General features: G+C 70.7%; 10 protein-coding genes and 1 pseudogene. 7 read left to right on the forward strand and 4 right to left on the reverse strand.

What is annotated here, in order from left to right; all coding sequences use genetic code 11:
* Nucleotides 1-6 precede the first annotated feature (6 nt).
* From HV824_RS07290 to HV824_RS07305, 4 genes are read left to right on the forward strand one after another with little or no spacing between them, the layout of a single operon-like run.
* Nucleotides 7-1,623 (forward strand): methyl-accepting chemotaxis protein, encoded by a 1,617-nt coding sequence (locus HV824_RS07290; protein ID WP_176422959.1) that lies wholly within the window; start codon nucleotides 7-9, stop codon nucleotides 1,621-1,623.
* The gene (locus HV824_RS07295) at nucleotides 1,620-2,003 is read left to right on the forward strand and encodes a PleD family two-component system response regulator (RefSeq protein WP_176415392.1); all 384 of its coding nucleotides are present in this window, start codon (nucleotides 1,620-1,622) and stop codon (nucleotides 2,001-2,003) included. Before HV824_RS07290 ends, HV824_RS07295 begins: the two co-directional genes overlap by 4 nt.
* 4 nt (nucleotides 2,004-2,007) lie before the next feature.
* The gene (locus HV824_RS07300) at nucleotides 2,008-2,592 is read left to right on the forward strand and encodes a chemotaxis protein CheW (RefSeq protein ID WP_176415393.1); all 585 of its coding nucleotides are present in this window, start codon (nucleotides 2,008-2,010) and stop codon (nucleotides 2,590-2,592) included.
* A gap of 9 nt (nucleotides 2,593-2,601) precedes the next feature.
* A complete protein-coding gene (locus HV824_RS07305; protein WP_176422960.1) occupies nucleotides 2,602-5,148 on the forward strand; it encodes a response regulator in 2,547 nt (848 codons plus the stop codon).
* Between the two features lie 12 nt (nucleotides 5,149-5,160).
* Here HV824_RS07305 and HV824_RS07310 read toward each other — a convergent pair whose 3' ends face one another.
* Entirely contained in the window at nucleotides 5,161-6,123 is a 963-nt protein-coding gene (locus HV824_RS07310; RefSeq protein ID WP_368670821.1) for a sensor histidine kinase, read from the reverse strand.
* Between the two features lie 359 nt (nucleotides 6,124-6,482).
* Between HV824_RS07310 and HV824_RS07315 the strand changes: the two genes are divergently transcribed.
* From HV824_RS07315 to HV824_RS07325, 3 genes are all read left to right on the forward strand, one after another.
* Nucleotides 6,483-8,474 carry an alginate lyase family protein gene (locus HV824_RS07315; RefSeq protein ID WP_176422963.1) on the forward strand — a complete coding sequence of 664 codons (1,992 nt, stop codon included), beginning with the start codon at nucleotides 6,483-6,485 and terminating at the stop codon, nucleotides 8,472-8,474.
* A 67-nt stretch (nucleotides 8,475-8,541) separates the two neighbouring features.
* Nucleotides 8,542-9,861 (forward strand): nucleotide sugar dehydrogenase, encoded by a 1,320-nt coding sequence (locus tag HV824_RS07320; RefSeq protein WP_176415406.1) that lies wholly within the window; start codon nucleotides 8,542-8,544, stop codon nucleotides 9,859-9,861.
* A gap of 129 nt (nucleotides 9,862-9,990) precedes the next feature.
* Nucleotides 9,991-11,715, forward strand: coding sequence for a TldD/PmbA family protein (locus tag HV824_RS07325; protein WP_176415395.1), 1,725 nt, complete (start codon nucleotides 9,991-9,993; stop codon nucleotides 11,713-11,715).
* 11 nt (nucleotides 11,716-11,726) lie between these two features.
* On the opposite strand, the gene HV824_RS07330 is transcribed toward HV824_RS07325, so the two are convergent.
* The 3 genes and pseudogenes from HV824_RS07330 to HV824_RS07340 form a co-directional block, all read right to left on the reverse strand.
* Nucleotides 11,727-13,094 carry a hybrid sensor histidine kinase/response regulator gene (locus tag HV824_RS07330; RefSeq protein WP_176415396.1) on the reverse strand — a complete coding sequence of 456 codons (1,368 nt, stop codon included), beginning with the start codon at nucleotides 13,092-13,094 and terminating at the stop codon, nucleotides 11,727-11,729.
* Between the two features lie 133 nt (nucleotides 13,095-13,227).
* Nucleotides 13,228-14,127 carry a hypothetical protein gene (locus HV824_RS07335; protein ID WP_176415397.1) on the reverse strand — a complete coding sequence of 300 codons (900 nt, stop codon included), beginning with the start codon at nucleotides 14,125-14,127 and terminating at the stop codon, nucleotides 13,228-13,230.
* A pseudogene (locus HV824_RS07340) lies at nucleotides 14,124-14,700 on the reverse strand (metalloenzyme); the annotation flags it as partial. The pseudogene HV824_RS07340 and the gene HV824_RS07335, both read right to left, overlap by 4 nt.

Below are 14,700 nucleotides of genomic sequence, written 5' to 3' on the forward strand. Positions count from 1 at the left end.
CACGAGGTGGGAGGCAACGTGGACGTCAAAGAGACGCACCTGACACCGCCGGGCCGCGCGCCGGGGAGCAGGCTCAGTCTGCGGATGAAGATCCTCGCGCTCACCGGGGCGACGGGGGGGCTGGTGGCCGTCATCCTCATCACCACGACGTGGATGCAGATGGGCGATGCGCTTCGCAATGACCTGTCCCGCCGCGCCAGCTCCGTGAGCGTGGAGCTGGCGAAGACGCTGACGCCCTTGCTGGGCGCGAAGCGCGACCCGGAGCGGCTCGAGGAACTGGTGCAGGGCGCGCTGAGCCTGGGACCCGAGGTCGCCTATGTCCGCGTCCATGACGCGGACGGCGTCCTCCTGAGCGAGGCCGCGGCGGAGCGCTACGTCGGCGAGGCGCAGGCTCCGGCCTCCGTCGAAGGCGATGCCTCGGTGCTCCGCCGCAGGTCCGTGAAGGGCACGGGCCTGGTGGAGACGACGACGCCCGTGCTCGCGGCCGGCGCCACCGCGCACCTGGGCACCCTCCAACTGGCGCTCCACGAGGAGGGGTTGAGCCAGACGCTGCGGGAGGCCACGCGCTTCACGGCCATCATCAGCCTGCTCGTGCTGGTGGCCTGCCTGGTGGCGGCATGGATTGTGTCCGGGATGCTCGTGGTGCCGCTGGAGCGGCTGGCGCGCGCGGCGGCGGGCATCGCGGCGGGGGATTTGCGCCAGCAGGTGGACCTCCAGGGCTCGGATGAGATTGGCGACGTGGCGCGCAGCTTCGCGGTGATGACGGACGCGCTCTCCCACCTGCTGCAGGACCTGCGGAGCGCGGCGGCGGAGATGGAGCGCGAGGCGGCGGGCGTGCTGGCCACCTCCACCCAGCAGTCGGCCATGGCCCACCAGCAGGCCTCCGCCATCAATGAGACGAGCACCACGGTGGCGGAGATTGCCCAGACGTCCAAGCAGGCCACGGCCTACGCGGACTCGGTCATCTCCCAGACGCAGAAGTCCGAGGCCCTCAGCGCGGAGGGGCAGAAGGTCGTCGGCGAGAGCGTCTTGGGCATGGAGAACCTGGGCGAACAGGTGAAGGCCATTGCCCTGTCCATCACCGACCTCAGTGAGCGCACGATGCAGATTGGCGACATCATCGGCACGGTGAAGGACGTGGCCGAGCAGTCCAACCTGCTGGCGCTCAATGCCTCCATCGAGGCGGCCAAGGCCGGGGAGCAGGGCCGGGGCTTCGCGGTGGTCGCCACGGAGATGCGCACGCTGGCGGAGCAGTCCCGCATCGCCGCGGAGCAGGTGCGCGGCCTGCTCAACGAGGTGCAGAAGGGGACGCGGCAGGCGGTCAGCGCCACGGAGGAGGGCAGCCGCCGGGCGCAGTCGGCCATGGAGCTGGCGCGCGAGGCGGGGACGACCATCCTGGGCCTGTCGGAGGTCATCCGCGAGTCGTCGGGCGCGGCGCGGCAGATTGCCGGCAACACGCGGCAGCAGACCATTGGCGTGGAGCAGATCTCCACGGCCATGAGCGAGCTGACGTCCGCCATGGGTGACTCGGTGGAGAGCACCCGGCGCATCGAACAGGTCGCGGGCAACCTGACCAATCTCTCGAAACGGTTCTCGGACCTGGTGGGTAGGTACCAGCTATGAATGCAAAGGTGCTCATCGTCGAAGACACGAAGACCATCACCAACCTCCTTCAGGTGTACCTGATGGGGTGGGGGCTGGAGTTCTTCGACGCTCCGAATGGCGCGATTGGACTGACCAAGGCGCGGGAGCTCAAGCCGGACCTCATCATCTCCGACGTGCAGATGCCGGAGATGGACGGCTTCGCGCTGTGCGCGGCGGTCCGCGCGGACCGGCAACTTCACGACACCCCTTTCATGATGCTCACCTCGCTGAAGGACGACGCGAGCCGGCAGAAGGGCAAGCTGGTGGGTGCCAGCGCCTTCCTCAACAAGCCGGTGTCCGTGGACGACCTTCGTTCGAAGGTGCGCGACATGCTGAAGCTGCCCGCGACCCGGTACTGAGCGCATGTCGAAGGACGACGCCAAGATGGATTACGCCGGGCTGCGACGCCAGCTCACCGAGGCGCACGCGCTGCTGGACGGCAAGCAGGGGGTGAGCCCCGAGAAGCGGCGCGAGGTGCTGAGCGCCCGTGCCCGGGCCCTGGCCGAAGCCCGCCACGAGGAGCGCCAGGAGGTGCTCTCCGTGCTGGCCTTCCAGGTGGGCGGCGAGCGCTATGCGGTGCGAATCGAGCACGTGGACCACGTGATTGAAGCGCGCGGCATCGCCTCGCTGCCCGGGGCTCCCCGGCACGTGCTGGGGGCGCTGGTGAGCCGCTCGCGCGTGGTGCCGGTGTTGGACCTGCGCCAGCTCCTGGGACTGGAGGGCGGCGGCATGTCGGACCTCAGCAAGGTGGTGGTGGTCGAGGCGGATGACAGCGAAGAGGGGTTCGGCCTGGCGGCGGAGTCCGTCGAGGGGCGCAAGGAGTTGCCGAAGGGGGAGCTGTCCCAGCCTCCGCCCGGACCCTTCTTGTTCCTCACGCCGGACCGGCTGACCGTGTTGGACCTGGAGCAGCTCGGGGGCCCGTCCGCCACGCGGCCCGAAGGGGAGTAGGCACGCGCCATGGATCCTCAGCTCTTGCGCAGCATCTGGCCGGTGTTCTCCGCGGAGACGCGCGAGCAGATTCAAGCCATCGGGTCGAAGGTGTTGGGGCTGGAGGGCCCGGCGCAGGGGCGTGAGCCGGACCTGCTCCCGTCGCTCAAGCGGCTGGTCCACAGCCTCAAGGGCTCCGCGGCCAGCCTGGGCCTGGACGACATCGAGCAGGTGGTGCACGCCATCGAGGACGGGCTGGCCACCTTCAATCAAGAGGAGCGGCTGCCCCGCGACCTGGTGGAGGCCATGCTGCGCGGCCTCTCCGCCATCGAAGGCGCCATGGCCCGTGGCGACGCCGGCCAGTCGCCCGTGGTGGAAGGCCTGTCCTCGCTGCTGGCCGCCCTGGGGCACGAGCCCGCGGAGGCCGTCCCCCAGACGGCGGCCTCGGGCGCGGCCGCGCAGGGGCTGGAGGTGCTGGACCTCCTCGAGGCGGGGTTGAGCGCGCTGTGCTCGCCGGACGTGCCGGACCGGGCCGCGGTGGTGCGCACGGCGGTGGAGCGGGCCCGCGCGTTGAAGGCGTCCGCCGAGTCCGCCGGAGCGCGGAAGGTGGCCACGCTGGCGGAAGCCGCGGCGCTGGGCTTCACGCGCATGGAGCCGGGCGGTGACTCCGCGGGGCTGGCCGCCGCGGACGTGGCTGGCACGCTGGTGGAGCTGCGGACGGCGTTGGAGGCCGCGGGTGGGGCAGGGGCGGTGGCTCGCGCCGTCCATGCGCTGCGCGAGTCGCCGTCCCCCGCGCCGGTGGAAGGCGCGGCGGCGCAGGGGGCCCCGGCCGCGGTGGCCACGCCGGAGTCCCGAGGCCCGGCGGACCAGACGGTGCGCGTGTCGGTGAAGACGCTGGAGTCCATCGCGCTTCAGGTGGAGCTGCTCCTGGCCGGACGCGCGCAGCAGACGCGGCGGGGCGCGGCGCACCGCGTGTTGATGGACGGCATGCGCGAGGTGCTGATGCACCTGGAGCGCGCGTCGTCGCAGCTCGCGATGGCGGGCGGCGGTCCCGCGCTGGAGCCGCTCCGCGCGGGCGTGACGCAGATGCGCGGGCTGCAGAAGCAGCTCCTGGAGCTGACGAAGGAGTCCCACCGCGACGGTGAGCAGCTCACGCTGGTGGCCCAGGTGGCGCGCGATGACCTGCGCGACCTGCGCATGGTGCCGGCCTCGCAGGTGCTGGAGCCGCTGCGGCGCACCGTGCGCGAGACGTCCGCGCGGCTGGACAAGCAGGTGACGCTGGAGCTGACGGGCGGCGAGGTCCGGTTGGACCGGCGCATCCTCGACGCGCTGAAGGACCCGCTGCTGCACCTGGTGCGCAACGCCATTGACCATGGCCTGGAGTCCACCGAGGAGCGGCGGGCCGCGGGCAAGCCCGAGGCGGGACGCCTGACGGTGCGGGTGGAGCCCCGGGGCCCGCGCATCGCGGTGGTGGTGGAGGATGACGGCTCCGGCTTGTCTCCCAGCCGGGTGCGCGCCACGGCGGTGCGGCGGGGGCTGCTCCCGGCCGACGAGGCGGAGAAGCTGTCGGACGCGCAGGCGGCGCGCCTCATCTTCCAGCCGGGCTTCTCCACGCGGGAGCAGGTGACGGCGACGTCCGGGCGGGGCGTGGGCCTGGACGTGGTGCAGGCGACGGCGCAGCGGCTCCAGGGCTCGGTGGACGTGGCCTTCACGGCGGGGCAGGGAACGCGCTTCACCGTGGACCTGCCGCTGACGCTGGCCGCGGCGCTGGGGTTGCTCGTGCGCACGGGCACCACGGTGTCCGCCATTCCCTCCGACAGCGTGAACCGCATCCTCCGGCTGAACCCGGATGACGTGGGCACCGTCGCGGGCCGCGTGGTGGCGCGCCTGGACGGGGCGCAGCTCACGTTCCTGTCGCTGGCGGAGGCCATTGGCCTGCCCCGGCTGCCGCTGGCGCTGGACTCCGGCAAGGTGCAGGCCGCCGCGCTGCTGACGGTGGGCGAGGACAAGGTGCTGTACGCCATCGACGAGGTGGTGGGGCAGCAGGAGATTGTCGTCCGCTCGCTGGGGCGTCACCTCAAGGGGGTGCGGCACCTGGCGGGCGCGGCGGTGCTGGATGACGGCCGCGTGGTGCCGGTGCTCAACGCGGCGGAGCTGGTGCGCGTGGCGCGTCCGGAGACGCGCTCGGTGGCGCGTGAGACGACGCGGCCGCGCATCCTCGTGTGTGACGACGCGCTCACCACGCGCTTCGCCATGAAGTCGCTGCTGGAGATCGCCGGCTACCCGGTGGTGACGGCGGCGGATGGGGAAGAGGCGTGGGGCATCCTGGAGCGCACGCCCTGCCAGCTGGTGGTCAGCGACTGGCAGATGCCCCGGCTGGACGGCGTGGGGCTGGCGCGGCGAATCAAGTCGCACCCGCAGCTGCACCGCACGCCCATCATCCTGGTGACGTCGCTCGACAGTCCCGAGGACCGCGCCGCCGGTCTGGAGGCGGGCGCGGACGGGTACCTCGTCAAGCGCGAGGTGGAGCGAGGCCGCCTGCTGGAGCTGGTGCGCCAGCTGCTGCCCGCGTCCTGACGGCGGCGCGCCTCACGCGTCGCGCGGCGCCACGGGCACGGTGTCGTCCACCGGCAGGTGGACCACCCAACCGTTGCCGGTCTCCTCCGGCGACGAGAGGCCTCCCCGCAGCCGCTGCGTCAGGTGCCGCAGCAGCGTGACTGTCTTGTCCGGCAGCGCCTTGCCACTCCGGAGGTTGACGCGCAGCTGCCACACGCCCGCGTCCCCCGCGGCTTCCACGCGCACCGCCGCGGGCGCGCCCGACGCCGCCACCGCGCGGGCCAGCGTGCGCACCAGCAGCTCCACGTCATCCCGGGAGCCGGAGATGGCCACGGGCCGGTCCGGAAGCGTCAGCGTCGTGTCCACGCCGCGCTGGCCGCGCGCGGCGGGGATGAAGGCCGTGCGCAACATGGGGCGCAGGTCCTCCACGCCCTCGTCCCGCACCTTCGCCAGCCGGCGCTCGATGATGGCGCTCTGGTCGTCCGCCGAGCGGCGCAGCCGCTCCAGGTAGCGCTGGAGGGGGGCCGTCAGCCCGCCCGCCGTTCCCTTCAGCATCATGTCCACGTATCCCTTGATGACCATCAATGGTGTCCTGAGGTCGTGTGAAGCCCGGGAGCGCCGGTGCTCCTGGTTCACCACCTGCCGCTCCAATCGCCGCTGCGTCTTCAGCAGGTGCACGTGCCGCGCCGCCGCGTCCGATTCGCGGGCATGCGCCGCGAGCAGCACTGCGCCGAGGGCCGACAGCCGCGCGAGCACCCGCGCGTCCCGGCCGGTGGGCCGTTCGGGCCACACCACCAGGGCCGGCCGACGGCTCACCCTTCCCCTGCCGCGCGTGGCCGTGACGACCCCTGTCGCCGCGACGCAGACGCGCCCGTCATAGAAGGCCGCTCCGGAAGCGCCCGTCATCCGCTGGGCCTCGCGCACCAGGGACTCCAAGCCCGCACGAGCACCACAGCGGAAGGCACGCTCGGCGACCGCCGCCAGCGTCTGTTCCACCCCTGCATCGGACTCGTTGCCGATGCGCCACCCCGTCCAAGCACCTGCCAGCACACGGGAAGGTATGGGCACGCCACGCGCGCGCCGCAACACTGCTCAGGGTGGGAGCCGGGCGGCCACGAATCGGAAATCCTTTTCCCTGCAGGGCGTGTGAACCCCCCACTTTTTACCGTCAGGGGGAACGGAGCCGCCGCGCAACCCCGCTCAACTCCTGAGAAAGCCCCCCTGGCCAGGCACTTGCTAACGGCATCCGGCACGGGTGGCGGAAGGGGCGAATGGGGACTCTCGATTACTACGCGGCGATCGCTCGACTTGCACCAGGCGCACTGGCGCGCAGCGCGGTGCGGCGTGTCCAAGGTGTGGCGCGGCAGGCGCTCTATCGTCGGCGTGAGCGCGCGGACGAGGTGCAGCTCCTCGAGTGCTACGGCGCGGCGGATGGCGCGGAGCTGGTGGAGCTGGCGCTGGGCCAGCGCACCTCACGCATCTGGTGTGAAGTCTCCCAGCGCGCGTCCGTGCTGGAGGCGCTCGCCGCGGTGCCCGGCGGCCTGGAGCGCGCGCGGGCCCGTGCCCAGGCCGCGCTTCGCCAGGAGTGGGACGTCTTCGGCACCCCGGTGGCTTTCGGCGAGGGCCGTCCCGTGGACTGGTCCTTGGACCCGGTCAGCGGCCACCGTTATCCGGTGGAGCCCGTGGAGCGCCTGTCGCTCGCCGTGACGGGGAGCGATCCGAAGTACCCGTGGGTGATGGGCCGGCTCGACAGCGTCGTGGCGCTGGGCCAGGGCTACTGGGTGGAGACGGCCGCCGACGTGCGCGCGCGACTGGCGGAGGCCTTCGTGGCGCAGGTGCTGGACTTCCTCCAGGCGAACCCCGTGGGGCGGGGCGTGCACTGGACGTGCGCCATGGAGGTGGCGCTGCGCGCCGCGAACCTGGCGCAGGCGCTGGCCATGTTCTCCGCCGCGCCCGCGGTGGCCCGGCCGGACTTCCTGGTGCCGGTGCTGAGCGCGCTGGCCGAGCACACCGCCTGGGTGGAGGCCCACCTGGAGGACCGCGGCGCGGTGCCCAACAACCACCTGGTCTCCAACTACGTGGGCCTGCTGGTGGTGGGCCTGCTCTTCCCGGAGCTGCCGGGCGCGCCGCAGCAGGTGTCGCTGGCGGTGGGCGGGCTGCGGGAACAGATGGAGAAGCAGGTGCACCTCGAGGGCACGTCCTTCGAGGGCTCCATTCCCTATCATCGCCTGTCGGTGGAGCTGTTCACGCTGGCGTACCTCGCCGCGCGCGGCGCGGGTGTGCCGCTGGGACCCAGGTACGAGTCCCGGCTGCGTCGCATGTTCCACGCCGTGCGCGCGTGGTGCTCCGAGCAGGGGTTGGCGCCGCAGATTGGCGACAACGACTCCGGCCGCGTCTTCCCGCTGCGCGAGCGCGAGGACAACGCGCACGGCTATCTGGTGGGCCTGGGCGCGGCGCTCTTCGGCGATGCGGGCCTGGGCGGTGGCGAGCTCGTGGACGAGGCCGCGTGGCTGCTGGGCCGCGCCGGGCAGGCGCGTTTCGCCGCGCTCGCGCCCGCGCCCGAGCCCGTGTCGGTGAGCTTTCCGGAGGGTGGTTTTCACATCTTGCGCGGCGCGGGTGTCGTTATCACTGTCAGCGCCGGCAAGCAGGGACAAGGCGGAGTCGGGGGACACAGCCACAACGACAAGCTTTCTTTCGAGCTCCACGTCGACGGGCGTCCCGTCATCGTGGATCCAGGCACCGGCACCTATACGCGTGAGCCCGCGCTGCGGAACTGGTTCCGCGGAACGGCCGCGCACAACACGGTGCAGGTGGATGGCGCGGAGCAGGCGCCCCTGGACGCGGCGCGGCTGTTCGCGCTGCCGGAGGAGGCTCGGGCGCGGGTGGTGGCCTTCCTGCCGGGGAAGTCGGTGGACAGGTTGTTGGTGCGGCACGACGGCTACCGCCGGCTGGCCGCGCCCGTGGGAATCGAGCGCACGTTCCGGCTGGACCGGGGCGAGCGCGCTCTGGCCGGACGTGATCGCTTCGTGGGCATGGGCCGGCATGACGTGGTGGGCAGATTCCATCTGCCAGATGAACAGGCGCGAGTGGTGTCGCCTCAAGCGCAGGTCCTGTCACGCGCGGGTCGTGTGATGGAGGAGCCGGTGTCGTTCGAGTCGCTCGTGGTGGAGCTGGGCCCGGAGGGAGCCCCGCTCGCCTGGGTGGTGCTGGAGCAGGGACTGACGGCGCGGTTGGTGCCGTCGAGGTATTCGCCAGGATACGGGCGGGTGGTGCCGTCGCTGGCGGTGGAGTTCCGGGGGCGGGTGACGCCTCCGGCGTGGCTGAGGTGGGTGGTCGTTTTTCGCTGAGTGTCGGGTCGGGGCGTGACCGTCTTGTCGGCACGTCGCATGAGGAGAGGTGAGGACGATGAGGGTGATGGTGAGCAGCCCGCTGCTGGAGCGCATCAAGAAGCGGGACGCGAGGGTGGGTGTGGTCGGACTTGGCTACGTCGGTCTTCCGCTGGGCATGGCCTTCGCGGAGGCGGGCTTCCCCGTCATGGGGCTCGACATCGACAAGCGGAAGATTGACAAGATTGAGAAGGGGGAGAGCTACATCAAGCACATCCCCAGCGCTCCGCTGTCGGAGCTGAGCAAGTCAGGCAAGCTGAAGGCCACCACGGACTTCGCCAAGGCGAAGGACATGGACTGCGTCATCATCTGCGTGCCCACGCCGCTCACCGCGTCGCGTGAGCCGGACATGAGCTACATCATCCAGACGGGTGAGGCGCTCGCGCCGCACGTGCGCCGGGGACAGCTGTTCATCCTGGAGTCCACGACGTACCCGGGGACGACGGAGGAGGTGCTCAAGCCGCTGTTGGAGAAGAACGGCCTCAAGGCAGGCGAGGACTTCTACCTGGCCTTCAGCCCCGAGCGTGAAGACCCGGGCAACAAGAGCTTCAACACCAAGACGATTCCGAAGATCGTCGGTGGATACTCGCCCGCGTGCTCCGAGGTGGCCGCGGCCCTCTACGGCAGCGCGCTGAAGGAAGTGGTGCCGGTGTCCTCCACCCGCGTGGCGGAGCTGACGAAGCTGCTGGAGAACATCTTCCGCTGCGTCAACATCGCCATGGTCAATGAAATGAAGATGCTCTGCGACCGCATGGGCGTGGACGTGTGGGAGGCCATCCAGGCGGCGAGCACCAAGCCCTTCGGCTTCATGCCCTTCTACCCGGGCCCGGGCCTCGGTGGGCACTGCATCCCCATTGACCCGTTCTACCTGACGTGGAAGGCGCGCGAGTACGAGTTCCACACCAAGTTCATCGAGCTGGCCGGCGAGGTGAACTGGCAGATGCCGTACTACGTGGTGCAGCGCACGATGGAGGCGCTGAACAAGAACAAGCAGACGCTCAACGGCGCGAAGGTCCTCTGCCTGGGGGCGGCGTACAAGAAGGACATCGATGACATGCGTGAGAGTCCGTCGCTGCGCATCTTGACGCTGCTGGCGGAGAAGGGCGCGGACCTGGCGTACCACGACCCGTACGTCCCGGAGCTGCACAAGGGCCACGGCTTCAACATGGAGATGAAGTCCGTGCCGCTGAATCCGGAGGCGCTGGGCCAGTACGACGCGGTCCTCATCCTCACGGACCACTCGGACATCGACTACGCCATGGTGGTGGACCGCTCGAAGGTCGTCATCGACACGCGCAACGCCACCAAGGGTGTCAGCAAGGGCCGTGAGAAAGTGACGAAGGCCTGACAGTCATCCGCCGCTCGCCCGGAAACCGACCCTCCGGGCGGGGGGCCTCTCGTTCACGGGTTCCGCCTTCGCGGCGTCCGTGAGCGCGGAGCTGCTCGTATCGTGGAGGGGATGGGCTAGTGTCGGGGCGTGCAATCCCTCCTTCGAACCGTGTTTCCCCTGCTGGCACTCTGGGCGCTGCTGACGGCGGCGGCGCCCGTGCCGGATGCGCGTGTGAAGCTGCTCGAGGCGATGTCCGCTGAGCTGGCGCGCAACCACCAGCAGCTGAAGATGCAGAACCACGAACCCCCGTACTTCATGAGCTACCAGCTCAAGGACTACGAACAGCACGCGATCTCCGCGCGCTACGGGGCGCTGTTCATGGACGACGGCTACCGCGAGCGGAAGCTGTACGTCGACGTGCGCGTCGGTGACTACGACTTCGACAGCTCGGTGGCGGAGGGGCTGGAGTTCAGCTTTTCGACCAAGGGCACCAGCTACGTGTCGCGCAAGGAGGGCCCGCTGGACGACTCGCCGCTGGCGCTGCGCACGTCGCTGTGGCTCATCACCGATGAGAAGTACAAGTCCGCGCTGTTCCAGTACCTGAAGAAGAAGGGCGAGGGCGTCTACGCGGTGGAGGACCCGAAGCGCCCGCCGTCCTTCACGCGCGAGAAGCCGGTGAAGCACGTGGCGCCGCCGATGAAGGCTCCGTTCGACCGGGAGCGCTGGGTGAAGGTGGCCCGCGACGTGTCGGCGCGCTTCAACGCGCACCCGGAGCTGTTCGACTCGGAGGTGCGCGTCACCAAGGACAAGGTGACGCGGCTGTTCGTCTCCTCGGAAGGCAGCCGCATCATCACCGAGGAGACGCTGTACGGCCTGCATGTCTCCGCCGTCACCCGCGCGCCGGACGGGCAGCTGCTGGACAACTCACGCAACTTCTACGTGCCCACCGAAGCGGGGCTGCCGGACGCGGCGCGCCTGGACAAGGCGGCGGATGACGTCATCCGGGAGCTGCTGGCCCTGCGCGCGGCGCCCGCCATCGACCCGTACACGGGCCCCGCCATCCTCGCGCCGGAGGCGGCCGGGGTGCTCTTCCACGAAGCGGTGGGCCACCGGCTGGAGGGAGACCGGCAGGAGGGTGACAACGAGGGCAAGACGTTCAAGGGCCAGGTGGGCAAGCAGGTGCTGCCGGCGTTCATCTCCATCCACGACGACCCGACGCGGCGCGTGCTCCAGGACGAGCCGCTCAACGGCTACTACCTCTTCGACGAGGAGGGCGTGCGCGGCCAGCGGGTGACGCTGGTGGAGAAGGGCGTGCTGCGCAACTACCTCCAGGGGCGCCGGCCGGTGGAGGGCTTCCTCCAGTCGAACGGCCATGGCCGCAGCCAGGGCAACCTGAAGCCGGTGGCGCGCATGGCGAACCTGCTGGTGGAGAGTACGAATGGCGTGAGCGACGCGGAGCTGAAGAAGCGCCTGATCGCCGAGGCGAAGCGCCAGGGCAAGCCGTTCGGCCTCATCATCCGCGACATCACCGGGGGCAACACCAACACGTCCGGCTACGGCTACCAGGCCTTCAAGGGCGTGCCGCGCATGGTGTACCGGGTGGACGTGAAGACGGGGAAGGAGACGCTGGTGCGCGGCGTGGAAATCGTGGGCACGCCGCTGTCGGCGGTGAACCGCATCCTCGCCTCGGGGCAGAAGCCCGGCATCTTCAACGGCTTCTGCGGCGCGGAGAGTGGCAACGTCCCGGTGTCCACCGTGGCGCCGGCCATGCTGCTCCAGGAGCTGGAGCTCCAGCGCACCATGGAGGGGAAGGACCGCCCGCCGATTCTCACCAGCCCGGCGGCGCTGGAGTCCCCGGCGGCGAAGCCGTAGCCCTCGCGCCTTCAGTGCCCCAGCCGCTCGTGGGCGGTCGCCAGCACGCCCTGAAGCCGCTGGGGCTCGAAGGGCTTGGTGAGCAGCGGGTTCTTCACCTGCTTGAGGAAGCGCTGCATCTCCACCGAGAAGACGCCGCCCGACATGAAGACGATGCGCTCGTGCAGGCCCGGCCACGTCGTACGCACCGTCTCGTAGACGTCCATGCCGGTCAGCTCCGGCATCATCAAGTCACAGAGGATGACGTCGAAGTCCGGGGTGGCGCGCAGCCGCTCCAGGGCTTCCCGGCCGTTGGCCGCGGAGACCAGCTCATGGCCGCGCATGAGGCGGCGGAGCAGGTCCACCACCCGGGGCTCGTCGTCCACCACCAGGATGCGCCGGTGCGTGGGCGCGGCTTCGCGTGAGGCCACCTTCGGCGCGGGTCGCGCGGCGCGCCGCAGCGTCACCTCCACGGTGGTGCCCTTGCCGGGCTCGCTGTGCATGCGGAGGTCTCCGCCCAGCGACGTGACGATTTCGCGGCAGATGGGCAGCCCCATGCCCATGCCCTCGCCGCGCGTGGTGAAGAAGGGGTTGAAGACGTGGGGGAGTATCTCCGGCGGGATGCCTCGGCCAGTGTCGGTGACGGACAGCACCACCGCGTCGGTCTCCTCGCGCAAGGAGAGCGTCAGCTGATTCTCCGAGACGCGCCCTTCGGGAAAGGCCTGCGCCGCGTTGACCACCAGGTTGAGGACGACCTGGCCCAGCTTGGTGGGCGTGCCCAGGACGCGAGGCACGTCCGGCCCATAGTCCCGCACCACGCGCGCTCGGTGGCGCAGGTGCGTCGCCGCCATGCGCAGCGTGCGCTCCAGGACGGCCGGGAGGTCCACGGGCTCGTCGGCGCTGGTGTCACCCTGGGAGAGGGCGCGGAGGTCCGCCACGATGCGCCGGATGTGCCGCGCGCCTTCCAGCGCCTCCTCCAGTACCTGCTGGCACTCGTCGGCCAGCGGGGCGGGCAGGGTGTGGCAGGGAAGCCGCTGCCGCAGGTACTCGATGTTCCCCATCGTGTACGCGAGCGGGTTGTTGATTTCGTGCGCCACCCCCGCGGCGAGGAGGTTGAGCGGATGCGTCCGCTGCTCGCGCCCCTGCTCCATGCTCAGCCGGGCGGACCGTTCCTCACGCGTCAGGGCTTCCCGCGACAGCAGCGCTTCCAGTTCGCCCCGCACCTGCTGAAGGGTGGCCGTCTCACGCTGGAGCGCCTCGCGGACGTCCGCGGGAAGGTCCGCGCGCGCAGGCGGCGCCAGCTGCTCCAGCGCGGCGAGCGAGGCCCGCATGCGCTCCAGCAGCGTTGGTCCGTCCGACGTCGCGCCGGACCGAGGCTTCGGCGTGTCCTCCTGCTCCATGGTGTGCCCCTCGCGAACCGAGGCCGACGACGCCCCGCGGCTACCGGTTTCCCATCCAGTGAGAAATATATTCGCGTCTCTATACACTGCATCCAATGTGCACTTTTGCAAAATGCAGGGACGCAGCCGCGCCTCACTGCGGGGTAGGTAAGGGTGCGATGGGGATGGGGCTCGCGGGCCGGGGACGCGCCGGGTGGAGCTGTCTGGCGCCCTTGAAGCCGCGCAGGCGCACGTACCGGCGGAAGTCCTGGAGGAAGCGCTCCTGGGGGACGCCCACGGCGCGCTGGAAGGCGCTGTCGAAGTCCGGGCCCTGGCTCATGCCGCGCAGCACCCTCCGGATGGTGTCCTCGCCATAGCGGCGCGCCAGGAAGGTGAAGGCGTGGTGGGCGGCGCCATACACGACGCCGCTCTCGGACTGGTAGAGCGCGTCGGCTTGCGACAGGGGGTCGGCGTTGGGGTGCTGGCGCCAGTAGTGCTCCAGGTCGTCCAGGCTGGAGACGCGGTAGCCCTGTTCGGCGGTGTAGGAGGCCATGCCTTCGCGGAACCAGAGGGGAATCCGCTTGCGCGTCCAGCCGAGCCGGTCCGAGGCCACCTGGTACATGAGGCTGTGGGTGAGCTCGTGCAGGAGCAGCTCGTCCACCTGGCCCTGGCTGGCGCCCCGGGACGTCCAGGTACGAGGGCTCTGCAGCTCGATTTGCTCGTAGCGCGCCCAGGCGCGAAGGAAGTCATGGCCCGGGCGGTTGGCGGCGCGTTCCAGGGCCGCGTGGTTGGGGTGGACAACGATGGTGACGGTGTCGTCGAAGGTGCCCCAGCGCTGGAGACGGGGAATGGCGCGTTCGACGGCGAGCCTCACCTGCACAGCCGCTTCGGTGTCGCGCGGCTGGTATTCGACGTCGATGCCGGTGCCCCGGCCGCCGAGCACGCGGGCGCTCTGGGAGGCGGCGCAGCCGGTGAGCAGCCCCAGGACGAGCAGCGCCGCTGCCCAGCCGGGACTGCCGCGACGCAACCTTGCTGCGGGTGACGCCTGACTCACTCCGCACCCAACCAGCGAAGCACCGCGCGTCCGACATCGGCCACGGTGGAGAAGGACTCCACCTCGGGCGCGGGCGGGCCGAAGTAGAGCACGGGCACGGGGTGAAGCGTGTGTCCCCGCGTGGAGAGGTCCTCCACGTTGCCGTGGTCGCTGCAGACGAGCACCCGGGCGTCGGCGGGGCGCGTGGCCACGAGCGCGCGGGTGAAGGCGTCGAACGCGTCCAGCGCGGCCAGGGCGGCCGTCCAGTCCTGGGCGTGGCCGGCCTCGTCCGCCAGGTAGTGCTCGAAGAAGGTGAAATCCGCGCCTGAGGCGATGTCCCAGAACACGGCGGCGGCTTGCTCGGGCGTTCGCTCCGGCGCGGGCAGGCCGTAGGCGCGGGCGCTGGCGCCGGTGATGTCGTGGGTGAGGCCGTCGCCTGCGCGGGCGTCATCCAGCGTCCGCAGGGGGACGCCCCCCGCGGCGAAGGCCAGCTTGGAGGCGGAGGGCTTCACCTTGCGGAGCGACTCCGGGGACAGGACGAACTCCGGCGGTGAGTTGCTGGGGCGGCGGGGGACGCCCAGCGCGTCCAGATAG

It is taken from the genome of Myxococcus sp. AM009 (assembly GCF_013372605.1).
Lineage (GTDB): Bacteria > Myxococcota > Myxococcia > Myxococcales > Myxococcaceae > Myxococcus > Myxococcus vastator.